Raw genomic sequence first — 23069 nt, 5'->3', positions numbered from 1 at the left:
ATGAGCCCCGTGGAGGAAAGCCCGGAGGAGTTCCTGGCCCGCTTCGCCGCCTATCGGGTGGAGGTGCGGCTCTACCCCGAGCCCTGGGGGAGCCCGCTCCTCGAGGTCCAGACCCCGGCGGGGTTCGTCTACGCCATGGACCGGGGCGCACCCCCGGCCCCGGTGGGGGAAGCGCGGGTCCTCTTCCACGGCCTCGCCCGAAAGGTCGCCCGGGCCCAGGGGAAGGAGGGCGTCTTCCGGGAGGGGGCGGCCTACCGCCTCGTGGGCACGGCGCGCCCTCTGGAAGAGGGGTTTTACCTCCTTTTGGCCCGGGGGCTTCCCGTGGTGGTCCACTGGGAAGGCCCCATGCCCGAGGAGGCCGAGGTCCTCCTCTGGCCCCCCCTGATGCTCTTCCGGGAGTGAGCGTGCGCTGCGCCTGCGGCCAGAAGAACCCCCCCGAGGCCCGGTACTGCCTGGCCTGCGGCCAGCTCCTCGGGGCGAAGCTTCCCCGGGAGACCCGGTTCGTGAGCGTGGTCTTCTTTGACCTGGCGAACTCCACCGAGGCCTTCCGCCAGGGGCTTTCCCCGGCCTACCGGCGCCTAAGGGAGGCCCTCGAGGAGGCCGCAGGCCGGGCCCGGGCCCGGGGGGGGTTCGTCCACCGCTTCCTGGGGGACGGGGTCCTGGTCTTCTTCGGGGCCCCGAGGAGCCAGGGCCTCGAGCCCTGGCGGGCCCTGGCCGCCGCCTGGGACATGGTCCGGCACTCCCCCTTCCCCGCCCGGGCCGGGGTGGCGAGCGGGGAGGCCCTCTGGGGGCCCTTGGGCAGCGGGTACGCCGGGGAGCCCACCCTCCTCGGCCCCCCGGTGAACCTGGCCGAGCGCCTCTCCAAGCTCGCCGCCCCCGGGGAGGTCCTCACCGAGGCCACCACCCTGCGCCTCGCCCCCGGGGCGGAGGGGGCGCTTCTGGGAAGCCGGGAGGTCAAGGGGATGGGCCAGGTGCCCGTCTACCGCCTGGTCCGGCTCGCCCTGGACCTCCCGCCCCACCGCAGGCCCCTCCTCCAGACCCTGGAGGCGCGCCTTCTTACGGAAAGGCGCCTGGTGGTCCACGGGCCCGCGGGAAGCGGGAAGAGCTTCCTCCTCGAGGTCTTCCGCGAGAGGCGGGCCCGGGGCCTTCCCTTCCCCACGGTGCGGCTTCAGCGCATGGGGCCCGAGATGCCCCTCCGGGCCACCCTCTACCGGGCGGTGACCGAGGCCTTCGGCGCCCCGGAGGCCCTCCTCCGGAACCTCCCCGGGGGCCTGGCCCAGGCTTTGGCCTACAGCCTCGGCCTCGCCCCCAGGCCCCCGTGGGAGAAGCGCGCGCTGGACGAGGCCATCCTCGCCGCCTGGCGGGAGGCCCTATTGGGGCTCCAAACGCCCCTCCTCCTCATTCTCCAGGACCTCCACTATCCCGACCGCACCCTGGAGCGCTTCCTGGAAAGAATGCCGGAAAACCTCCTGGTGCTCGCGGAAAGCCGCAGGCCCCTCTTCCCCGCCCGCCTCGGGCTGGAGGGCCTCGAGGCCCCGCCCCTCCTCGCCCTCCAGCCCGCCTTAGATGCCCTCCCCGTCCCCGAGCGCACCGCCCTCCTCGCCATGGGGGTTTTGGGGGAGGTGCCCCCCGAGGTGGTGGAGGCCATCGCTGGGCCCTTCTCCCGGGAACGGCTCGTGGCGGAGGAACTTCTGGTCCACGGGCGCGTCCCGCCCCCCCTCGCCGAGGCCGCGCGGCGCCTCGTCCCCGAGGAGGAGCGAACCCGGTGGCACCGGCTCGCCGCCAGGCTCCTCGCCGCCCAAGGGCACCTGGAGGAGGCCGCCCACCACCTGGCCGAGGCGGGCGAGTCGCGGGAGGCCGCCCACCTCCTCCGGGTCCAGGCCCAGGCCCTGTGGCGGGAGGGCCACCCCGACCGGGCCCTCCCCCTCTACCAAAAGGCAGAGGGGCTCGCCCCGCCCGGCTGGCGGGCCTCCTTGGTGGCGGAGGCCCAGGACGCCCTCGCCTCCCTGGGCCGGGCAGAAGAAGCGGCCTCGGGGCCGAGGCGGGAGGATGCTGCGCTTGCCCGCTACCGCGACCTCCGCGCCCGCCCCGAGGCGGAGACCCTCCTCGCCCTCCTCCCCGCCCTCAGGCCTTACCCCCTGGAGCAGGCCGAGGCCCGGCTTCTCCTCGCAGGCCTCCTCTGGCGGGCCTTCCGGCCCCAGGAGGCCTTGGCGGTCCTCGCCGAGCCCCCTCACCCCGGGCTCCCCCCGGACCCCGTCCTGGAGCACCAAAGCCTTAAGGCGGGCCTCCTCATGGACCTGGGGCGGCACGCGGAGGCCGAGCCCCTCCTCGAGGGCCCCCTCCCCGAGGGCCTCGAGGCCCGGGCCCGCTTCGGCGCCACCCGCCTCCGCCTCCTCCTGGAGACGGGCAGGCTGGCCCAGGCCCTGGAGGAAGGGGAAAACCTCTACGCCAAGACCCCCCATCCCTGGATGGCCGCCGCCCTCCTCAGCGCCTGGACCCTAAAGAACCGCTTCCCCGAGGCCCTCTTCCGGGAGGCCCTGGCCCACCCGGACGGCCGGGGCCTCGCCCTCCTGGCCCTGGCCCACCGCCGCTGGCGGCGGGGGGAGGACCCGGTGCCCCTCTTCAAGGAGGTCCTTAAGGAGGCCCGGCGCCTGCCCAACCCTTACCTCCACCACCTCGCCCTCTCCTCCCTGGCCCTCTACCTCTGGCCCAAGGCGCCGCGGAAGGCCCAGGCCCTCTCCCAGCACCTCCTCTACCACACCCACAAAACGGGCTTCCTCGTCCACCTGGAGGTGGCCCGCCTCCTCCGGGCCCAGCTCCTTTTGGAGACGGGGGAACGGGTGGACCACCTTTTGGGCTTCACCCCCTCCCTCCCCCTCACCCGCGCCTGGAAGGCCGCCCTCCAGGGAGAGGAAGCGGCCGAGGGCCTGGAAGGGTACGGTATCCTGGGAAGGTGGGTCAGGAGGCTTTGGCGTAGGGGGGCGGCATGGATGCGGGCCAGGCAGTGGAGCTGATCAAGTCCCGCCTCTCCTTGCGGGAGGTGGTCTCCCGCTACGTGGCCCTAAAGCCGGCGGGCAGGGGCCGCTGGAAAGGCCTCTGCCCCTTCCACCAGGAGAAGACCCCCTCCTTCTACGTGGATGAGGAGAAAGGCCTCTTCTACTGCTTCGGCTGCAAGGCCGGGGGCGACCTCTTCGCCTTCGTCCAAAGGGCGGAGGGGCTGGACTTCCCCGAGGCCTTGGAACGGCTTGCGGAGGAGGCAGGGGTAGAGCTCCCCCGAAGGAAGGCCCCGGAAAGGCGCCGGGAACTCCTCGAGGTCCTGGCCCTGGCCCAGAGCTACTTCCTGGAAAACCTCCACGCCCACCCCGAGGCCCTGGACTACCTGAGGAAACGGGGCCTCACGGAGGAGAGCGTAGCCCGCTTCGGCCTGGGCTACGCCCCGCCCAAGGGGGACGGGCTTGTGGCCTTCCTCGCCCGGCATGGGGTGGCGCCGGAGGAGGGCGTGCGGGCCGGAGTGCTGGCGGAACGGCAGGGGCGCATCTTTGACCGCTTCCGCCACCGCATCACCTTCCCCATTAAGGACGCCTTCGGGCGCGTCGTGGCCTTTACCGGGAGGGCCCTGGGGGAGGAGGGGCCCAAGTACCTGAACACCCCCGAGACCCCCCTTTTCCGCAAGCAGGAGGTCCTCTTCGCCTACCCCGAGGCCCGGCCCGCTTTGAGGGAGGGCCGGGCCATCGTGGTGGAGGGGCTCTTTGACGCCATCGCCCTTCACCAGCTGGGCTTCCCGGAGACGGTGGCCGTGCTGGGCTCGGGCCTCTCCGAGGGGCAGGCCCTCCTCCTCAAGAAGGCGGGGGTCTTGGAAGTCTACCTGGCCTTTGACGCCGACGAGGCCGGGCAGAAGGCGACCTTGCAGAGCCTGAACCTGGCGCTTGCCCCCAGGTTCCTCTTCTACGCCGTCCGCCTCCCCGCCAAGGACCCGGGGGAGCTCCTCCTCCACCCCGAGGGAAGGGCTCTTTTCCAGAAGGCCCTGGAGGAAGCCCTCACCGAGGTGGCCTTCCGCTTTGAGGAGGCGAGCCGGGGCCTGGACCTTTCCCGGCCCGAGCACAAGCGGAAGGTCCTCGAGGCCCTCACCCCCAGGATGCTCACCCCGGAGCCTTTTGACCCCGTGGCCGAGCGGCTCAAGGCCCTGGTGGTGGAGCGCCTGGGCCTTTCCCCCAAGAGCCTGGAGGACTACCTGGCGAGCCTTAGGACCCGGGGGCGGCCCGCCCCTCCCCCACCGCCCCCACCCCCCACCCCTGGCAACAAGACCCTCCTTCTGGAGCTGGACGCCATCGCCCTCCTCCTCTCCGCCCCAGAAGAGCGCTTCCTGGAGCTTGTGGATCACGTGGAGACCCAGGTCTGGCCCCCGGAGGGCTCCTTCCTCGGGGAGTTCCTCGCCCTGGCCCGGAAGGAACCCCGGCGGGACTACCTCCGCCGCACCCTGAGCCAGCGGGAGGAAGGAGGAAGGCTCTTTGAGCGCCTGCTCCTCGCGCCCCAGGGGGAGGACCCCAGGCTCCAGGAGAAACTGGACCACACCCTGGCCCGCCTGCGGGAGGCCTATCTCCAGGAACGGCTTGCCAAGGTCAAGGCGGCCCTCGCCCAAAACCCCGACCCCCCCACCCTGGAGCGCCTTCTTAAGGAGTATCAGGAGATCCGCGCGGCCATAGAGGCGGAGCGCCGCCTCTACAAGCGGCGCCCCCCTCCTTCGGGCTGGTCCGCATAAGGAGAAGCGGGATGTTGGGGCCCCCACTGCGGCTTTCGCCGCAGTGGGGTTTAAAGCCGCCCCGTGGCCTCGGCCATGGCCCGAAGCCTCTTTCCGTGCTCGGCCCGCAGCTCCCCAGGCCGAAGCCGCCAGGTCCAGTTCCCGGAGGGCCTTCCCGGGTAGTTCATGCGGGCCTCGGAGCCCAGGGCCAAAACGTCCTGCACCGGGTAGACGGCAAGCCGGGCCACGGACTTCATCCCCAGGTGCATGAGGGCCCAGGGCACCTCCTCCTCTTCCCGGAAGGTGATGCCCCAGTCCGCCAGGTATCGGGCCATGAAGGCCTTCTCGTGGGGCGTGGCGGTGCGGTACCAGCCCAAGGTGGTGTCGTTGTCGTGGGTGCCGGTGTAGACCACCACCCGGCCGTGGGCGGGGTAGTTGTGGGGGAGGAAGGGGTTTTCCATTCCGTTGTCAAAGGCGAACTGCAGAACCTTCATCCCGGGAAGGCCGAACCGGTCCCGCAAGGCCTCCACCTCGGGGGTGATCACCCCCAGGTCCTCGGCAAGGACGGGGACCTCGCCAAAAACCTCCTGGATCTTTTGGAAGAGCTTCTCCCCGGGGGCCTTGACCCAGCGCCCCTCCACCGCCGTGGGGCAGCTTGCAGGGATCTCCCAGTAGGACTCAAAGCCGCGGAAGTGGTCTATGCGCACCAGGTGGAAGAGCTCCAGGGCCTTCTCCAGACGGCGGATCCAGAAGGAAAAGCCCTCCCGCTCCAAAACGTCCCAGCGGTAGAGGGGGTTCCCCCAGCGCTGGCCCGTCTCCGAGAAGTAGTCGGGGGGCACCCCCGCCACCACCGTGGGGCGGCCCTCCTCGTCCAGGTGAAACCACTCGGGGTGGGCCCAGACCTCGGCGGAGTCCTCGGCCACGAAGATGGGCATGTCCCCGATGATCCGGATGCCCAACGCCTCGGCCTCCGCCTTCAAGGCCCCCCACTGGCGGAAGAAGAGCCACTGGGTGAAGGCGTGGAAGGCCACCTCCTCGGCCAAGGCGCTTTTCGCCTCCCTAAGGGCCTTCTCTTCCCGCTTCCGCAGGGAAAGGGGCCACCGGTTCCAGGGAAGCCCCCCGTGGTGGGCCTTCAGGGCCATGAAGAGGGCGTAGTCCTCGAGCCACCAGGCCTCCCTCTCCCGGAAGGCGGCGAAGGCCTCCCGCTCCTCCGGGGAGGCCTTTTCCTTGAAGCCCCGGAAGGCCTCCTTCAGGGCGGGCCACTTCCAGGCGTAGAGGAGGCCGTAGTCCACCCGGCCTTGGGGGAAGCCGGGGTCCTCCAGGCGCAGGTAGCCCCGCTCCGCGAGGGGCCTCAGGTCTATGAGGTAGGGGTTTCCGGCGAAGGCGCTGAAGGACTGGTAGGGGGAGTCGCCATAGCCCGTGGGGCCCAAGGGGAGGACCTGCCAGTACCGCCCCCCCGCCTCCTTGAGGAAGCGGAGGAAGTCCCGGGCCTCCTGGCCCAGGACGCCGACGCCGTAGGGGCCGGGGAGACTCGTGGGGTGGAGAAGCAGACCGAAAGCGCGGGGAAGCTCCATGGCCCCAGTATACCCCGGGGCTTGGAAGAGTTTCCAGGGCGAAGCGGTTTCGGGGCCCCCGCGCGGGCTTGGGCCAGCGCGGGGCGCTCAGCCCACCTTGTTCCCCTTCTCGTCGTAAATGTAAAAGCCCCGGCCCACCTTGCGGCCCAAAAGCCCCGCTTGGACCATGCGGCGAAGGAGGGGCGAGGGCCGGTACTTGTCGTCCCCAAAGCCCCGGTGGAGGACCTCCATGATGGCGAGGCAGGTGTCCAAACCGATGAAGTCGGCAAGCTCCAGAGGCCCCATGGGGTGGTTCATCCCCAGGCGCATGATCCCGTCAATGGCCTCCTTGCTGGCCACCCCCTCCCGGAGGGCCTCAATGGCCTCGTTGATCATGGGCATGAGGAGGCGGTTGGAGATGAAGCCGGGGTAGTCCTGGACCTCGAGGGGGGTCTTCCCCATGCGCCTCGCCACCTCCACCACCACGTCCCGGGTTGCCTCGGAGGTGAGCTCCCCCCGGATCACCTCCACGAGCTGCATGAGGGGCACGGGGTTGAAGAAGTGCATGCCGATGAAGCGCTCCGGCCGCCCCGAGTAGCGGGCGAGGGCGGTGATGGGGATGGAGCTGGTGTTGCTCGCGAGGATGGCCTCGGGCTTGGCCAGGGCCCCCAGGCGCTCAAAGAGCCTTCGCTTCTCCCCCTCGTCCTCCACGATGGCCTCCACGATGAGGTCGGCGTCTTTGAGGTCCTCGAGGCTTAGGCTCGTCCGGATCCGCCCCAGGGCCTCATCGTGAGCCTCCTGGGTGATCTTTCCCTTCTCCAGGAACTTGCCCAAAGAGCGCCTTATGGCGGCGAGGCCCCTTTCCAGGAAGCTTTCCGCCACGTCCACGAGGACCACCTCGTAGCCTGCGCTTGCCGCCACCTGGGCGATGCCGCTTCCCATCTGCCCCGCGCCCACCACGCCGATCCGCTTGACCTCCATGGCGTTCACCCCGGCCCATTCTACGCCCTGAGGTTCACCAGGAGGACCCCGAGGAAGGCGAGTCCCCCGCCCAGGAGGGAGAGGGGGGAGGGCACCTCCCCCAGCCACAGGTAGGCGATGAGGACGGCCAAGGGGGGCGAGAGGTAGAGGAAGGAGGAGAGGCGGGAAGCCGGGGTACGGGAGAGGGCGTAGGTCCAGGTGAGGTAGGCCAAAGCCCCGGGGAAGATCCCGAGGTAAAACGCGGAGAGGAGGGCGGGCCTCGGCGCCGTCCTAATGGCCTCGGGAAGCCCCGGGAGGAAGACGAAAAGGGGCAGGGTGCCGAGAAGCAGGGTGTAGACGGTCATCTCCTCGCTTCCATAACGGCCGAAGAGGGGCTTTTGCAGGACGAAGTAGAAGGAGGTGGAGAGGGCGGAAAGGAGGATCAAAAAGGCCCCGGGGCTGAGGCGCACCCCCCCACCCTCCCCCAGGGCCAGAACCAAAGCCCCAAAGAAGGCCAGGGCGAAGCCAAAAACCCCAAGAGGCCTCAGCCTCTCCCCCAGGAGGAAGTAGGAAAGAAGGGCGGTGAATACGGGCCCCGTGGCGATGAGGAGGCTCGCCGCCCCCGCGCTCACCGTGAGCTCCCCGTAGACCAGGGCGGTGTGGTAGACGGTGATGCCCAAGAACCCGAGGAGGAAAAGGCGGGGAAGGTCCTCCCGCCTAGGGGGCCGGAGCCCCCGGAGGCGGGCGTAGAGGAGGAGAACGCCCCCCGCCACCAAAAAGCGGAGGAGGACCAAATGCCCCGGGGAAAGCCCCCAAGCCCCGCCCGGATGGCGGCGAAGGCGCTCGCCCAGAAGAGGATGGTGAGGAGGGCCGCCCCTAAGGCCCTAGGCTCCATGGGGAAGGACCAGGTAGTAAAGCCCCTTCTCCAGGAAGCCCCGCTCCAAAAGGGCGTTCACCTCCCGGGACGTGACCCTTTGGACCCTGGCCTTCACCTCCTCCAAGGAGAGGTAGCGCCCGGTGTAGAGGTACTCCATCCCCAGGTGGAAAAGCCGCTGCATGGGGGTTTCCCCGGCGAAGACGAGGCCCGTGGCGAGGGGGGTCTTGGCCCGTTCCACCTCCTCCTCTCCCACCCCCTCCCGCCCGAGGCGGTCAAGCTCCTCCTGGAGGACGGCCAGGACCTCCCCCTTCCGGGCGGGGTCCGCCTGGACGTAGGCGTGGAAGGTCCCGGCCCGGTCGGCCTCCTCGAGGCCGAAGGAGGCCACCTCGGCGAGGCCTTTGTCCACCAGGGCGAAGTGGAGCCGGCCCGAGCCCTCCTCCCCCAGGAGGTGGGCGAGGACCTGGCCGGGGAAGCGGGCCTCCTCCTGGTAGGCGACCCCCGGGAAGAGGGCCACCAGGTAGAGGGCCCGGGCCTTCTCGTAGGGGCGCTCCTCCACCCCGAAGGCGGGCTCTAAGGGCGGGTAGGCCCTTTCCGCCTCGCCCTCGGGCCAGGCCTCGGTGAGGCGCTCGGCCTCGGCGAGGAGGCGGTCAAAGTCCACCCGCCCTGTGGCGGCGAGGACCATGTTCTTGGGCAGGTAGCGCCTCCGGTGGTAGGCCGCCATCTGGTCCCGGGTGAGGGCGGTGATGCTCTCCCGCGTCCCCAGGACGCTATTCCCCAAGGGGTGCCCCTGGAAGAAGCGGGCGCGGGCCCACTCGTAGGCCATGAAGCCCGGGCGGTCCTGGTAGCGGGCGATCTCCTCCAGGATCACCAGCTTCTCCGTCTGGAAGTCCTCCTCCCGCAGGGCGGGGCGGAGGAGCTTGGCGAAGAGGCCGAGGAGGTCGTAGGCGAACTCGGGGAGGACCGCCCCGTAGTAGACGGTGGCCTCCTCGGAGGTGAAGGCGTTGTACTGGGCCCCCATCCGGTCAAAGGCCCGGTTCACCGCGAGGGCGTCCATGTCCTCGGGGCCCTTGAAGACCATGTGCTCCAGGAAGTGGCTCACCCCGCTCTCCTCCTTGGTCTCGTCCCGGGCCCCCGTTTTCACGAAGTAGCCCAGGGCCACGCTCCGCGCCCCCGGAACCACCTCGGCGATGACCCGAAGGCCGTTCCTCAGCTCGGCTTCCCTAAACATCCTCCACCTCCCCCAAAAGCCCCACCCAGGGATCCCGGTAGGGATGGGCCCTGAGGAAAGCGTTCACCGTCTGAAGGTCCGTCCCCTCAATGGCGGCCTCAATCTCGGAAAGGGGACGCACCCTTCCCAGGTAGAAGAGGTCCCGGGCCATGGAAGCGGCGCGGCTACGGATGGACTCGTCCGCCATCACCAGGGCGGTCTTCAGGCCCACCTTGGCCCGGGAAAGCTCCTCCTCCGTCACCCCTTCCTGCAGGCGCTCCATCTCCCTTAGCATCACCTCCAAGGTCTCCCCCGCCCTTTCCTTGGTGGTGCCGGCGTAGGCCATGAGGAGGCCCTGGCCCTTGACCCCGGCGGGGAAGGCGCTCACGGCGTAGACCAGGCCCCTTTTCTCCCGCACCTCGGTGAAGAGGCGGCTAGACATCCCCCCGGAGAGGACCTCCAGGGCGAGCCTCGCGGCGTAGAAGCCCGGGTTCTCGGGGCCCACGTCGGGGTAGGCGAGGCCGATCTGCACCTGGGCCGTGGGGCGCTTTAGGACGAAGCGGTGGGGCTCGGAAAGCTCCGGCCGTGGGTACAAAGCCTCCTCCCCCTCCCAGGCGAGGAAGGGCTCGAGGGCGGCCCGAAGCCGCTCCCAGGAAACCCCTCCCGCCACGGCGAGGATGGCCCCTTTGGGGGTGTAGCGCCTCCGGTAGTCCGCCTTCAGGGCCTCGGCGCCCGCCCCCTTAAGGCCCTCCTCCCGGCCCAAGGGCTCGCGCCCGTGGGGGGAGCGGAAGACCTGGCGGCGAAGCTCGGAGAAAAGCTTCCTTGCGGGCTGGTCCTCCAGGGAAAGGAGCGCCTGAAGGGCCACGGACCGGACCGCCTCCAGGCCCTCCTCGGGAAGGCGGGGTCTCGTGAGGAGGAGGGCGTAAAGGCGGAAGACCTCCTCCAGAACCTCGGGGAGGAAGGCGGCGGCGAAGGCGGTGTACTCCAGGCCCGCCCCGCTACTCCGCCGCACCCCGAGAGCGTCCAGGGCCTGGGCCAGAGCCTTGGCGTCCAGGTCCCCCGCCCCCTTCCAGAGCCACCCCTCCAAAAGGGTACTCGCCCCCTCCATCCCCTCAGGGTCGTTCACCGCCCCGGCGGGGACCAAAAGCTGGAAGGCCACCCCGGGAAAGTCCCTTTCCTCCAGGGCCACCACCAGGCCGTTGGGTAGGCGCTCCATGCGGCTCACAGGCCTAAGGGTATCATGGAAGGCGTGACGCAAGAGGAGCTCAAGGCCAGGCTCCTCAAGCCCCTTCTCCGGGAGCTCAAGGACGGGGCACAGGACCGGGTGGTGGTGGGGGGCCTCGAGGCCTTGGTGGAAAACCTGGCCCACCCCTTCCCCGAGATCCAAAGGCTCTTCCGGGGCTACGGGGAAAAGCCCCCGGAAGAGCGCAGGCGGGCCCTGGAGGCGGCCATCCGCCTGCTCCAAGGGGAGGAAGCTCCCGATCCCCCACCCCCCAAGCCCGCCTCGCCCCAGAGGACCCCGCCCACCGCCTCGCCCCCCCGCAAAGCCGGAAAAAACTTTCCGAGCTTGGCCTGCACACGGTGCGGGACGTCCTCCACCACTACCCCCGCCGTTACGAGGACCGGAGAACCCTCCCCGGGGTACGCTTCCTGGAGGACGGCAAGAAGGCCACCCTCCAGGTCAAGGTCCTGGCCAAGGAGCTCGTCAAGACCCCCAAGAAGGGGATGCAGCTCGTCCAGGTGAAGGCCCAGGACGCCTGGGGGTGGCGCCTCACCCTGGTCTGGTTCAACCAGCCCTGGGTCCTCTCCCAGATTGAGGAGGGGGCCACCCTCATCGTCACCGGGAGGGTGGGGCGGCGAAACGGCCTCCAGCTCTACGTGGAGCACTTTGAGGACGAGGGCACCGAGTCGCTTTCCACCGGGCGCATCGTCCCCATCTACCCCGCCAAGGAGGGGGTAAGCCAGGCCTTCCTCCGCCGCACCGTCCACAGGGCCCTGGAGCTCGCCCTCCCCCTCCCCGACCCCCTGGAGGCCTACCGGGAGGACCTGGGCCTCATGCCCTACGCCGAGGCCCTGAAGGCCATCCACTTCCCCGAGGACGAGGAGGCCCTGAAGCGGGCCCTCCTCCGCCTCAAGTTTGACGAGTACCTCCTCCTGGAGCTCAAGGCCCTCCTGGAGGCGGGAGGAATGGTCCTCGGCCGGAGCTTCCGGGTGGAGGAGGCCTGGGTGGAGGCCTTCAGGAAGGCCCTCCCCTTCCCCCTCACCCGGGCCCAGCGAAGGGTCATGGAGGAGATCGCCAAGGACATGGCAAGCCCCCGCCAGATGGCCCGCCTCCTCCAAGGGGACGTGGGCTCGGGGAAGACGGTGGTGGCGGCCTTCGCCCTCTTCCTTGCCGCCAAGAACGGGGCCCAGGGGGCCCTCATGGCCCCCACAGAGATCCTGGCCCGGCAGCACTACCAGAACCTCACCCGCTACCTCTTCCCCTTGGGGATCAGGGTGGAGCTCCTCCTGGGCTCCATGACGGCCAAGGAGAAGGAGGCCGCCATGGCCCGGCTCCTCTCGGGGGAGGCCCAGGTGGCCGTGGGCACCCACGCCCTCATCCAGGAGGGGGTGGGCTTTAGGGACCTGGGCCTCGCCGTGGTGGACGAGGAGCACCGCTTCGGGGTCCTGCAGCGCCGGGCCCTCCTCAAGCTGGCCAAGGCGCCGCCGGACGTCCTCGTCATGTCCGCCACCCCCATCCCCCGCTCCCTGGCCTTAACCCTCTACGGGGACCTCGAGGTGAGCGTCCTGGACGAGATGCCCCCAGGACGCGTCCCGGTGAAGACCAAGGTCCTCCCCCACCGCCTCCGCCTCCAGGCCTACGCCTTCGCCCGGGAGGAGGTGAGAAAGGGCCACCAGGTCTATGTGGTGGCCCCGGCCATTGAGGAGAGCGAGGAGCTGGACCTAAAGGCGGCCACCACCCTCTACGAGGAGCTTAAAGGCCTCCTCCCTGGGGTGCGCCTGGCCCTCCTCCACGGGAGGATGCCCGCCCGGGAGAAGGACGAGGTGATGGAGGCCTTCCGGCGCGGGGACTACGACCTTTTGGTCTCCACCACGGTGGTGGAGGTGGGGGTGGACATCCCCAAGGCCACCCTCATCATCGTGGAGAACGCCGAGCGCTTCGGCCTCGCCCAGCTCCACCAGCTAAGGGGCCGGGTGGGTCGGGGGGGCTTCAGGGCTACGCCATCTTCATCGCGGGGGAGGCGGGCCAGAAGACCCTGAAGCGCCTCAAGATCCTGGAGGAGTCCACGGACGGCTTTTACATCGCCGAGATGGACCTGAAGCTCAGGGGCCCTGGGGAGCTTCGCGGCACGCGGCAGTCAGGCTACCCCGAGCTCAAGCTCGGCGACCTCGCCGAGGACACGGGGATCATTGAGAAGGCCCGGGCTTTGGCCAAGGCCATCGTGGACAAGGACCCCACCCTGGACCTCCCCGAGCACCGGGCCCTCAAGGAGGAGCTCAGGGCCCAGGCGGAGCGGGTGGGCTTCCGGGAAGTGATCTGATGCGAGCCCTTCCCCACCCCCATCTCCCCGCCTTCTTCTCCGAGGGCGGGGCCTTTAGGGCCAAGGCCCTCCGGGACTACCTCCTCGCCCTAAGGGAGGTCTACGTCCGCTACGCCCCTCTGCCCCCCGTGGCCCTTTACGTCCTCTCCGAGAAGGACTGGCGGGCCCGCCTCCCCTACCCTTACGGCCTTCCCTTCCAGCACGCGGGGCCCGAGGGCCTCGCCGTTTACGCCCCCCTCACCTACCCGGAAAGGCTCCTTTACCGCCTGAGGGAAGCCCTTCTCCCCCTCGGGCCGCCTCCTGGGGAGATCCCCGCCTTTTTGGACCTAAACCTGGGGCACGAGTACGCCCACGCCGTCCAGGTGGCCTGGCGGCTCCGCACGGGGGCCCGGTGGCTGGACGAGTTCTTCGCCAACTACCTCTTCCTCCTGGCCCTAAAGGAGGCCCGGCCGGACCTGGCCGAGGTCCTCCTAAGCTGGAGCCGGTACCTGGCGGGCCTAAACCCCAGGCGGAAGAGCCTTTCCGCCTACGAGAGGAAGCGGGGCGGCCTCGAGGGGGCCCTCTGGTTCCAGGCCCGCTTCACCCTGAAGGCGGAGGAGATCCAGGCGCAAGGAGGCGATCGGCTCCTAAAGGCCTTTCTGGAGGCAGCCCCCCTGGACCGCAGGAAGGGGCACCGCCTCCTCCTGGCCCTTTACCCGGACCTCAAGGACTGGTTCGCCTCCTTCAGGGCCGCACCCGGGGCGGCGTCTTCCCCTCCGCCAGCGCCCTAAGCCAGTCCAGGAAGGAAACCTCCCCCACCTTCAGGGTGTAGAGCTCGGGCCTCGGCAGGATGCAGTGCTGGCTTCCCGGGGCCAGGTAGAAGGTGTAGTTTTCCGCCTGGGCCGGCCGAAGCACCGCCTCCTGGGCCTTTATGGCCCACTCCTTTGCGGTGGCCTCGGAAGGGGAAGTCTCTCCTTTCATCAAGGCGTAGAAGAAGATCTGGGTCCCGTCTAGGACCGTGGTGTACTGGGCGATGACCGCCTTGGGGTAGGTCTTAGCCAGGGCCAGGTAGATCTCGTGGACCTCGGGGTTTGCGGAAAGCCCGGGAAGCTCGGGAAGCCTCGAGTTCCACCGGTTAAAGCCCGGGAAGCCCTCGGTGCGCACCCCCACGCCGGCGTCCCCGCAAACGGCGATCTGGGCGCTTTTGTAGGTGGAAAGCACCTTATCGGCCCAGAAAACCGCCCCGTAGGCCCCGGCGCTGCACCCGGTGACGAAGATCCGCTCGGGGTTGGTGTAGTTCCTAAAGACGTACTCCAGCACCGCCAGCACGTTCCTCGCCCCCTGGTGGTGGACCTTGAAGCCCCCGTAGTCCACCGTGGCCCGGCCCACGTGGAGGTCCCCGGTGCAGTAGGGGATGAAGACGTGGGTCCAGCCGTAGAAGGGGTTGGCCACGCTGATCCGGTTGTAAATGCCCTGGGCGAGCCCCAGTTCCTGGATGTCCACCCGCTTGCGGTAGGTGCGGCTTTCCGGGCCGCAGGTGGCTTGGTCCCAGCAGGCCCCGCCCCCCTGGAAGTCCAGGAGGAGTTTCTTGGGATCCCCGGGGCTCACGTAGAAGCGGTAAGGGGAGCCGTCCGCGCAGACCCCACCGGGCACCTCCACCGCCTTCCAGAAGGCCTCGAGGCCCTGGGCCAGGGCCAGGGCGAAAAGGAGAACCAGCGCGATAAGCCGCTTCATTTTGCCCTCCGGACCCAATCTACCGCAGGACCTTGCACCGGGTCAAGAAAAACCCGGGGGGCCTGAAGCCCCCGGGCCCCCTGGGGGGCTTAAAGGCCCGCCCCGACCTCCAGCTGAGGGTTGGGTCGGCCTCCTTCCTCCTCGGCCTCCCGGGCCTCAATCTTGCCCTTGATGCGCTTGAGGCGGAAGGTGTCCTCCCGCTCCCTTTGCTCCAGGACCTGCTGGATGAAGCGGATCTGGGCGCGGATCCCCGGGATCACCACCTGCTCCAGGGCGTTCACCCGGCGGGTGGTCTTCTTGATCTCCTCGCCGATCTTCTTGAGGCGGGTCTCGGTGTTGGCCACCCGGATCAGGGCCTCGGCGTAGCGGCGGAAGGCCCGGCTGGCCTCGAGGGTGTAGGCCGGGGTCCCCACCGGGGAAAGGAGGGCCCCGTCGGGGAAGGTAGCCTTGAGCCTCGGCACCTTGCTTCCCCAGACGTTCTCCACCTCCGCCTCCACCCCCTCGAGGGGCGGGACCCCAAGGGCCGCCCCCGCCACCACCTCCGGCCCGTCAAAGGCCTGGGCCAGGAGGAGGGCGGCGTAGGCCTCCTTGGCCGCCTGGTCCAGGGCCTTCCTGGCCTCCATGGCCTCCCGCACCAGGCCGAAGAACTCCGCCACCAGGGCGTCCCGCTTCTTCTTGAGGAGGTCCACCCCCTTCTGCGCCAGGCGGAGCTGCCCCCGCCTTTGCAGAAGGTTCATCCGGGTGGGGCTCACCTGGCTCATCTACCCTCCTTAGTCCAGGGCCTGGGTAGCGCCCCAGATCTCCTCCAGCTTCTGCCCGTAGTACTTGCCGATGTGGTCCTTGGAGATGCGCTTGAGCTCCCCCTGGGGCAGCATGGAAAGGAGCGCCCAGGCGATCTGCAGGCTCTCCTCGATGGAGCGGTTCTGCTGCCCCTGGTTGATGAAGTGCTTTTCGAAGGCGTCGGCGAACTGCAGGTAGCGGCGGTCGTTTTCCGTGAGGGCGTCCTCGCCGATGATGGCCACGAGCTTCCTTATGTCCACCCCGTTGGCGTAGGCGGAGTAGAGCTGGTCGGACACCTGCTTATGGTCCTCCCGGGTTTTGCCCTTGCCCACCCCGTTGTTCATGAGCCGGGAGAGGGAGGGCAGGGGGTCAATGGGCGGGTAGATGCCCTTGCGGTGAAGCTCCCGGGAGAGCTGGATCTGGCCCTCGGTGATGTAGCCCGTGAGGTCGGGGATGGGGTGGGTGCGGTCGTCGTCGGGCATGGAGAGGATGGGGATCTGGGTCACGCTCCCCTTCTTCCCCACCACCACCCCGGCGCGCTCGTAGATGGTGGCCAGGTCGGTGTACATGTAGCCGGGGTAGCCGCGGCGCCCCGGGATCTCCTCGCGGGCGGCCCCGATCTCCCGCAGGGCCTCGCAGTAGTTGGTCATGTCCGTGAGGATGACCAGCACGTGGTAGTCGTGCTCAAAGGCCAGGTACTCGGCCACGGTGAGGGCCATGCGGGGGGTGAGGATGCGCTCAATGGTGGGGTCGTCCGCCTTGTTAAGAAAGAGGACGGAGCGGCTTAGGGCCCCGGTGCGCTCAAACTCCTGGATGAAGTAGGAGAGCTCCCTTTGGGTGATGCCCATGGCGGCGAAGACCACGGCGAAGGGCTCCTCCTTTTCCCCTTCCCCGGAGAGGTCGGGGCGCACCGTGGCCTGGCGGGCGATCTGGGCGGCGATCTCGTTGGCGGGGAGGCCCGAGCCGGAGAAGATGGGAAGCTTCTGCCCCCGCACCAGGGTGTTCATCACGTCAATGGTGGAGATGCCCGTCTGGATGAACTGCTCCGGCTTCCTCCGGGCCACGGGGTTCAAGGGAAGGCCGGTGATGGGAAGCCGCTTCTCCGGGATGATGGGGGGCAGGCCGTCGATGGGCTTGCCGATGCCGTTGAAGCGGCGGCCCAGCATCTCCTTGGAAACCCCAAGCCGGGCCACGTCCTCCACCAGGCTCACGCTGGTGGTGGCCAGGTCCAGCCCCGTGGTCTCTTCGAACACCTGGATGACGGCGTACTCCTCGGAAACCTCGATGACCTGGCCGCCCCGCACCCGGCCCGAGCCGTCCTTGATGTCCACGATGGCCCCGTAGGCCAGGTCCTTGGCGTTCTCCACGAAGAGGAGAGGCCCCGAGATGTAGGTGATGCCCGTGTACTCCTTCTTCAAGAGGTCCATCCTTCCCTCCCTAGGCCAGGGCCTTGAAGGCCCCCTCGATCTCCTCCATGGCCTCCTCAAAGTAGCCGGGGAACGCCTCCTCGCTCACGTAGCGGGCCCGGCCGATGCGCTCGATGACCGGCAGGGCCAGGATCTCGTCGATGGAAACCCCGCGCCGGATGGCGGCCTCGGCCTCCTTGTAGAAGGTGAGGATCATCTTCATGATGCCGTAGGCCTTTTTCATGGAGCAGTAGGCGTCCACCTCGTGGTAGGCGTTCTGCTGCAGGAAGTCCTCGCGGATGATCCGCCCCACCTCAATCACCAAGCGCTCGGCGTCCTGCAGGGCGTCCGGCCCCACCAGCTGCACGATCTCCTGGAGGCCCGCCTCCCGCTGCAAAAGCTCGGAGATGGCGTCGCGGAGCTCGGGGTAGTCCTCGGCCACGTTCTCCCGGTACCAGGGGTCCAGGGCGGAGGTGAAAAGGCTGTAAGAACCGTTCCAGTTGATGGCGGGGAAGTGGCGGCGGAAGGCCAGGGAGGCGTCAAGCCGCCAGAAGGCCCCCACGATGCGCAGGGTGGACTGGGTCACGGGCTCGGACATGTCGCCGCCCGGCGGGGAGACGGCCCCCACGATGGTCACCGCCCCCTCCTCGCCCCCCAGGGTGACCACCTTGCCGGAGCGCTCGTAGAAGGCGGCGAGCCTGGCGGCGAGGTAGGGCGGGTAGCCCTCCTCGGCGGGCATCTCCTCGAGGCGGCTAGAGATCTCGCGCAGCGCCTCCGCCCAGCGGCTCGTGGAGTCGGCCATAAGGGCCACGGAGAAGCCCTGGTCGCGGAAGTACTCGGCGATGGTCACGCCCACGTAGATGCTGGCTTCGCGGGCGGCCACGGGCATGTTGGAGGTGTTGGCGATGAGCACCGTGCGGTGCATGAGGGGCCCCCCGGTCTTAGGGTCGGTGAGCTCGGGGAACTCCACGAGGACGTCCGTCATCTCGTTGCCCCGCTCCCCGCAACCCACGTAGACCACCACGTCGGCGTTGGACCACTTGGCCAGGGACTGCTGGGTCACGGTCTTCCCGCTCCCGAAGGGCCCGGGAATGGCGGCGGTACCCCCCATGGCCACGGGGAAGAGGACATCCAGGATGCGCATCCCCGTGAGGAAGGGGGTATTGGGGTCAAGCTTCCTTTGCACGGGGCGGGCCCGGCGCACGGGCCAGGTGTGGTACATCTTGAGCTCGGTGCCGTCCTCGAGGACCACCACCGGCTCCTCCACGGTGTACTCCCCGGCGGGCTTCACCTCCTTGACCCGGCCCCGCACGTCCGGGGGTACCAGGATCTTGTGGGTGAAGCCGAACTCGGGCACCGTGCCCAGGACCATGCCCCCTTTGACCTCGTCCCCGGGCTTGACCACGGGCGTCCAGGCCCACTTCTTCTCCCGGTCCAGGGCGTGGACCACCACGCCCCGGGTGATGTAGATCCCCGTCTTCTCCCGGATGCGCTCCAGGGGGCGCTGGATGCCGTCGTAGATGCCGTTCAGCATCCCGGGGCCGAGCTCCACCGCCAAGGGAAGCCCCGTGGAGACCACGGGCTCCCCCACCTTTAGGCCCGAGGTGTCCTCGTAGACCTGAACGAAGGCCGTGTCCCCGTCCAGGCGGATGATCTCGCCCACGAGGCCCTCTTCACCCACCTTGCAGATGTCGTACATGCGGGCCCCGAGCATGCCCTTGGCGATCACCGCCGGGCCCGCGATCTTCTGGATCGCCCCTTGGATCATCGTCCCTCCATTCTACAGCTTGATGTCAAAGCCGATGGTCTTCCTCACCAGCTCCCGCATGTAGCCTTCCACGTCGTGCCCTTGGAAGGCCTCCTTCAGCCCCGCGATGGGCAGGAGCACGGGGAGGTCCCTGCCCCGCATGAGGCGTTCCACGGCCCTCTCAGGCTCAGGCAGGAGGCTTTGGTCCACCGCCACCAGGGCGTACCCGCCCCGCTCCACCAGGGTTTCCAGGAGGCTCCGGGCCTCCTCCGGCGAGGAAGCCCCGTAGCCCTCGAGGCCCGCGAGCCGGAACCCCTGGGCGGTCTCGGGATCAGCGATCACCGCCATCCTCACGGACACACCACCTCCTCCTCCACCTGGGCGCGGGGGAGGCCAAAGTAGGCCCTACGGGCCAAGAGCCTAAGGCGCACGGCCTCCCACTCCCGCTCCTTCACGTAGGCGAGGACAAGCCCCACCCCCAAGGGGTCCTGCACCCCCTTCTTCGCCTCCTTGAGGAGGACGCACCGAAGCTCCCGCTCCAGGGCCCTCAGGTCCCGCACCCCGGAAAGCCCGGCAAAGGGCGTGCCGGAAAGCTCGTCCAATACGGCGTAGTCTCCCTCCATGAGCCGGGTGAACCGGACCCGGTCCACGAACCGCCCTCCCTTGAGGAAGAAGGCGTCGGGGGCCAGCCCCGAGCCCTGGAGCTTGAAGGCGGTACGCAGGTTCTCCGCGTCCACCTCCAGGGCCAGGTAGTCGCGCAATGCCGGCTGGTCCAGCCCCTTGGCCGCCTTGGCCACATCCTCAAAGAAGCGCTTGGCGAGAAGCGCCTCCACCCGGGCGAGGTCCTGCGTCTCCCGCAGGACCGCCCTCAAGGCGCGGGCCAGGGGGTGGCCGGGCACCGCGAGCACCTGGGCCATCCCCGCGGGGTCCTGGGCCTCGTAGGCCTGGCGCCAGACCTCCTCCCTCAGGGTCCCGGGGAGGAGGAGGACCTCCTCAAAGGGACGGCCCGTGGCCTTGGCCCGGAGAAGGGCCTGGAGGTTGTGGAGGTCGTTCCGCAGGAGGAGGAGCCGCACCGCCTCCCGCGCCTCCCCGGTGACGAGCCGCGGCAGGTCCCCGACCAGCTTGGCCTGGGTGCGGAGCACGGCCCGGTCCACGTCGGGAAGGCCCTGCCCCGCAAGCTCCCCGCCGTAGACCGTCTCCGAAAGAAGGCGGAGGAAGTCGGCGAAGGGAAGGTCCAGGGCCTCCTGGAAGAAGCTCTCCTTGAGGAGGGACCCCCTCCGCACCCGCACCCGGGCGTTGAGGTAGGCGAAGTCGTCCGCCATCTTCTAGCCCCAAAGCGCCTGGGCCACCTTGGAGGAAAGGGCGTCCCAGGCGCGGTCAAGCCGGGCGAGGAGGCTGTTTTCCACCTGGGTCTTGCCCTCGGCCCCCACGGCCCGGACCCCCAGGCGAAGGGCGGGATCGGGCTTGAGCTCCACCCCCCGCTCCTTGGCCAGGGCCTCGAGGTGGGGAAGGTCCTCCGGATTGGCCACCAGGGCCTTGGCCCCGGGGAGGGCCTCCAGGGCCTCCAGGGCCAGTTTCCTCACCACCTCGGGCCACTCCGGCTTCTTGGGAAGGGCCTCTAGAGCCTCCCGGACCCGGCGCCGGACCTCCTCCAGCACCTCCCCCCGGGCCTGGGTTCGGGCCGTGGCCACGAGGAGCTCCCCGGCGCTCTCCGCCCGGCGGAGGGCGGCCCGGTACTGGGCCTCGAGGGCCCGCTCCCGGGCCTGGAGGAGGGCCTTGGCCTTCTCCTCCGCCTCCCGTTTTATGGCCTCGGCCTTGGCCTCGGCCTCCTGGAGGAGGGCCTGGATCTCAGCCTCCACCTCCTGGCTCAAAATGGCTTCCAATTTGGACATTTCCTCTCCCTATCGGGAAGGGGCCCCACCCCTAAGGAGGGCGGGGCCCCTGGACCGCCTTAGAGCCTGCCGTTGAGGATGATGGCGATGAGGAAGCCGAAGATCACCAGGGTCTCGGGCAGGAGCAGGAAGATGAGGGCGGCACCGAAGTTGCTCCGGTCCTCGGCGATGGCCCCCACGCCCGCCGCCCCAATCCGGGCCTGGGCCACGCCCGAGCCAAGAGCAGCAAGTCCCACGGCCAAGCCCATGCCCACGGCGATGAGGCCGCGGTCCAGGCCGCCGGAGGCCGCCGCCTCCTCCGCCGCCAAAGCCAACGCGCCGAAAACCGCCATAAGAACCGTCACCAGTAGCTTCTTCATCCCACTTCCCTCCTTTACTGCGCCTCACGGACGCTTCTGAACGGCCGGTAGGGCCTGCCGTTCTCCTCGTAAAAACCGAACTTGGTGAAGAACTCCACCCAAAGCAAACGGATGGGCTGGAGCATGTGCCCCAGGGTGGTGAGGAGGAGGATCAAGAGGTGCAAAACCCCCGCCACCAGAAGGCCCAGGAGCACGCCCACAAGCCCAAGCCGCTCGGCGATGGCAAACCCCACGTCGGTGAGGAGGCCGGCGAGGATCCCGCCCGCCGCCCCCACGGCGTAGATACGGATGTGGGAAAGGATGTGCCCCGCCTGGGTGAAGATCTCCGGGATCATAAGCCAGATCCGGCTCATGAGGACCGCAAGCAGGAAGACGCTGAAGCCCAGGTACATAAGCCCCTGGAGCCAGCCCGCCTGGAGGTTGCCGAGGTAGGAGGCGGCGAGGGCTAAGACCCCCACGAGGCCGCCCAGGTACCCCACCCCCTCCCAGAAGTGGGCCATGTGGCGGTGCTTCAGGCCCAGGTAGGCCCGCAAGGCCAGGCCGAAGAACACCAAGACCACCCCAAAGGCCACGGAGAGGAGGATGAGGAGGTTAGCGGTCTTGGCAGTGTCTATGCGGTAGATGAGGATGGGGATAAGCCCCGGATGCTCCGGCGTGCCGAAGACCCCGAGGTGCTCCAGGAAGGTGCCGAAGAACTCCCCATAGATCACGCCCCAGACCACCGTCCAGAAGACCATCCAGTTCAGAATGTAGACCAGCTTGCCGATGACCTGGGGCTTGAGCTTGAGGGCAAAGAGGTCGATGACCAGGGGCTCGTTCCGCTTCACGTACCCGGAAAGCCACCGCCCCACCAGGTAGAAGAGGAGGGCGTAGCCGATGTCCCCCACGATCATCCCGAACCAGAAGGGGAAGAAGATGGGGACCACCGGCGTGGGGTCAAAGGTCCCGTACTTGGGGGTGTTCAGGAAGCTCACGAGTAGCTCAAAGGGCTTGGCCCAAGGAGGGTTGTCCAAGGCCACGGGGATCCGGTCCGCCTCGTGGTGCTCGTCCACGGGCTCAAAGGCGTAGACCACGTTCTCCTTGTGCCGGGCGAGGGCCTCCTCCACCTTGGGCTTGGCCTTCACGGGAACGTAGCCCAGGAGGGCGAAGCCAAAGCGGCCCGAGGCCAGTTCCTCCAGGGCCTTAAGCCGGGCCACCTCGTCTTGAGCCCGGGTCCAGAGGCTCTGGAGGGTGGAGGCGCTCTCCCGGGCAAGCTTGGCCAGGTGCTGGCGCACCTCGGAAAGCTCCCGCGGGGCCGCCTCGGCCCACTCCTTCAGCCTCTTCGCCACCTCGGAGAGGGAAAGCTCGCCCAAGGCCCCGGGAAGCCTCAGCTCCGCCACCCCCGCCCGGGAAAGGGCCGCCTTGGCCTGGTCCACCTCCTTGCGGTGGACCACCACCAAGGCCGCCACCCCGCCCCCATAGGCCTCGTGGACCAGGAGGTAACGGTCTTCTAAGGCCTTCTTCAGGGCCTCCTCCACCAGGGGAAGCTCCTTTTCAGTGAGAAGGAAGGGGATCACGCGGAGGAAGGGGCTTTTGTCCAGGCCGTGGGCCAGGGCGGCGAGCCGCTCCAGGGGCTCGAGGTAGGCCTGGGCCAGGGCGAGCTCCTCCTCCAGCTCCTGCTTTTGGCGGGTGAGGCCCTCGGCGTGGGCCTGGATGGGGGCAAGGGCCTTCTCGGCCGCCTCCAGCCCCTCGGGGAAGGGCCTTGTGGGCTCCGCCTCCAGGCCCAAAAGGCTTAGGGTGTGCTCGGCACCCGCCGAGACCGCCTCCCAACGCCTTAGCTCCGCCCGCTCCTCGGGGGAGAGCTGGTAGGCGGAAAGGGCCTCGGGGCGGAGCGTCTCCAGGTGGACCACCCCCGCCTGCTGGAGGCTTTGGAGAAGCTCCTTGGCCCGACCCTTGGGCCCGGCCAGGACCAGCTTCTCCATGGGGGCGATCACGGCAGAACCTCCTTCAGGACCAGGGCCACGGCCTCGTCCAGCCGGGCCATGGCCTTCTCCCGCACCGCCTTGGCCTCGGCCTCGGCCCGCTCCCGGTACCGGGCGAGGAGGGCCTCGGTCTCCGCCCGCTCCCGCTCCCGGTACTGGGCCTCCAAGGCCTTGGCCTTGGCCTCGGCCTCCTCCAGAAGGGCCTTGGCCTCGGCCTCGGCCCGCTTGACCCGCTCCTCGGCCTCCTTCTTGGCGGCCTCGAGGCGCTCCAGGAGCTGCCTTTCCTTCTCTGCCAGGCGCTTGATAAGTCCCAGGCCTCCCATTGCCCCTCCAG

At 69.1% G+C, this 23069-nt stretch carries 18 protein-coding genes and 2 pseudogenes; 5 read left to right on the top strand and 15 right to left on the bottom strand.

Translation table 11 applies throughout. The features are described 5' to 3' along the window. From AV541_RS04420 to dnaG, 3 genes are read left to right on the top strand one after another with little or no spacing between them, the layout of a single operon-like run. A complete protein-coding gene (locus tag AV541_RS04420; RefSeq protein ID WP_060384334.1) occupies positions 1-402 on the top strand; it encodes a hypothetical protein in 402 nt (133 codons plus the stop codon). After that, the gene (locus AV541_RS04415; protein WP_060384333.1) at positions 399-3014 is read left to right on the top strand and encodes an AAA family ATPase; all 2616 of its coding nucleotides are present in this window, start codon (positions 399-401) and stop codon (positions 3012-3014) included. Before AV541_RS04420 ends, AV541_RS04415 begins: the two co-directional genes overlap by 4 nt. Continuing rightward, complete coding sequence (gene dnaG / locus AV541_RS04410) at positions 2987-4759, top strand: DNA primase (protein WP_060384332.1); 1773 nt, start codon at positions 2987-2989, stop codon at positions 4757-4759. Before AV541_RS04415 ends, dnaG begins: the two co-directional genes overlap by 28 nt. A gap of 50 nt (positions 4760-4809) precedes the next feature. On the opposite strand, the gene malQ is transcribed toward dnaG, so the two are convergent. The 5 genes and pseudogenes from malQ to AV541_RS04385 form a co-directional block, all read right to left on the bottom strand. Beyond that, on the bottom strand, positions 4810-6312 hold the full coding sequence (gene malQ / locus AV541_RS04405; RefSeq protein ID WP_060384331.1) for a 4-alpha-glucanotransferase: 1503 nt from the start codon (positions 6310-6312) through the stop codon (positions 4810-4812). 87 nt (positions 6313-6399) lie between these two features. After that, a complete protein-coding gene (locus AV541_RS04400) occupies positions 6400-7272 on the bottom strand; it encodes a 3-hydroxyacyl-CoA dehydrogenase family protein (protein WP_060384826.1) in 873 nt (290 codons plus the stop codon). Positions 7273-7292: 20 nt separating this feature from the next. Further along, a pseudogene (locus AV541_RS04395) lies at positions 7293-8146 on the bottom strand (DMT family transporter). Beyond that, positions 8136-9356 (bottom strand): M16 family metallopeptidase, encoded by a 1221-nt coding sequence (locus AV541_RS04390; protein ID WP_060384330.1) that lies wholly within the window; start codon positions 9354-9356, stop codon positions 8136-8138. The pseudogene AV541_RS04395 and the gene AV541_RS04390 overlap by 11 nt, the downstream one beginning before the upstream one ends. Then, the gene (locus AV541_RS04385) at positions 9349-10560 is read right to left on the bottom strand and encodes a M16 family metallopeptidase (protein ID WP_060384329.1); all 1212 of its coding nucleotides are present in this window, start codon (positions 10558-10560) and stop codon (positions 9349-9351) included. The genes AV541_RS04390 and AV541_RS04385 overlap by 8 nt, the downstream gene beginning before the upstream one ends. A gap of 15 nt (positions 10561-10575) precedes the next feature. On the opposite strand from AV541_RS04385, the pseudogene recG reads away from it, so the two are divergent. Continuing rightward, positions 10576-12877: pseudogene (gene recG, locus AV541_RS04380) on the top strand (ATP-dependent DNA helicase RecG). After that, positions 12877-13647: a hypothetical protein gene (locus AV541_RS04375; RefSeq protein WP_008632706.1), complete on the top strand. Its 771-nt coding sequence runs from the start codon at positions 12877-12879 to the stop codon at positions 13645-13647. Before recG ends, AV541_RS04375 begins: the two are co-directional and overlap by 1 nt. Here the strand turns inward: AV541_RS04375 and AV541_RS04370 are convergent. The 10 genes from AV541_RS04370 to AV541_RS04325 all read right to left on the bottom strand — a co-directional run bounded on the left by AV541_RS04370 (position 13601) and on the right by AV541_RS04325 (position 23058). Beyond that, a complete protein-coding gene (locus AV541_RS04370; protein ID WP_060384328.1) occupies positions 13601-14590 on the bottom strand; it encodes a pectin acetylesterase-family hydrolase in 990 nt (329 codons plus the stop codon). The genes AV541_RS04375 and AV541_RS04370 overlap by 47 nt on opposite strands. Positions 14591-14679: 89 nt before the next feature. Beyond that, positions 14680-15351 (bottom strand): V-type ATP synthase subunit D, encoded by a 672-nt coding sequence (gene atpD, locus AV541_RS04365; protein WP_008632712.1) that lies wholly within the window; start codon positions 15349-15351, stop codon positions 14680-14682. 9 nt (positions 15352-15360) lie between these two features. Next, positions 15361-16797 carry a V-type ATP synthase subunit B gene (locus AV541_RS04360; RefSeq protein ID WP_060384327.1) on the bottom strand — a complete coding sequence of 479 codons (1437 nt, stop codon included), beginning with the start codon at positions 16795-16797 and terminating at the stop codon, positions 15361-15363. 10 nt (positions 16798-16807) lie between these two features. After that, positions 16808-18544 carry a V-type ATP synthase subunit A gene (locus tag AV541_RS04355; RefSeq protein WP_060384326.1) on the bottom strand — a complete coding sequence of 579 codons (1737 nt, stop codon included), beginning with the start codon at positions 18542-18544 and terminating at the stop codon, positions 16808-16810. Positions 18545-18556: 12 nt separating this feature from the next. Next, positions 18557-18871 carry a V-type ATP synthase subunit F gene (gene atpF, locus AV541_RS04350; RefSeq protein WP_082709634.1) on the bottom strand — a complete coding sequence of 105 codons (315 nt, stop codon included), beginning with the start codon at positions 18869-18871 and terminating at the stop codon, positions 18557-18559. Positions 18872-18873: 2 nt separating this feature from the next. After that, the gene (locus AV541_RS04345; RefSeq protein ID WP_060384325.1) at positions 18874-19845 is read right to left on the bottom strand and encodes a V-type ATPase subunit; all 972 of its coding nucleotides are present in this window, start codon (positions 19843-19845) and stop codon (positions 18874-18876) included. A gap of 3 nt (positions 19846-19848) precedes the next feature. Next, on the bottom strand, positions 19849-20415 hold the full coding sequence (locus AV541_RS04340; RefSeq protein ID WP_008632722.1) for a V-type ATP synthase subunit E: 567 nt from the start codon (positions 20413-20415) through the stop codon (positions 19849-19851). Positions 20416-20474: 59 nt separating this feature from the next. Continuing rightward, complete coding sequence (locus AV541_RS04335; RefSeq protein WP_008632723.1) at positions 20475-20774, bottom strand: F0F1 ATP synthase subunit C; 300 nt, start codon at positions 20772-20774, stop codon at positions 20475-20477. Between the two features lie 14 nt (positions 20775-20788). Beyond that, on the bottom strand, positions 20789-22747 hold the full coding sequence (locus tag AV541_RS04330; protein WP_060384324.1) for a V-type ATP synthase subunit I: 1959 nt from the start codon (positions 22745-22747) through the stop codon (positions 20789-20791). After that, positions 22744-23058, bottom strand: a complete 315-nt coding sequence (locus tag AV541_RS04325; RefSeq protein WP_060384323.1) for a V-type ATPase subunit subunit G family protein — start codon at positions 23056-23058, stop codon at positions 22744-22746. Before AV541_RS04325 ends, AV541_RS04330 begins: the two co-directional genes overlap by 4 nt. Positions 23059-23069: the final 11 nt, after the last annotated feature.

The organism is Thermus parvatiensis (genome assembly GCF_001535545.1).
GTDB classification, from domain to species: domain Bacteria; phylum Deinococcota; class Deinococci; order Deinococcales; family Thermaceae; genus Thermus; species Thermus parvatiensis.
The sequence above is the reverse complement of the archived record's forward strand: the minus strand, read 5'-3'. Positions and strand labels throughout refer to the sequence as shown.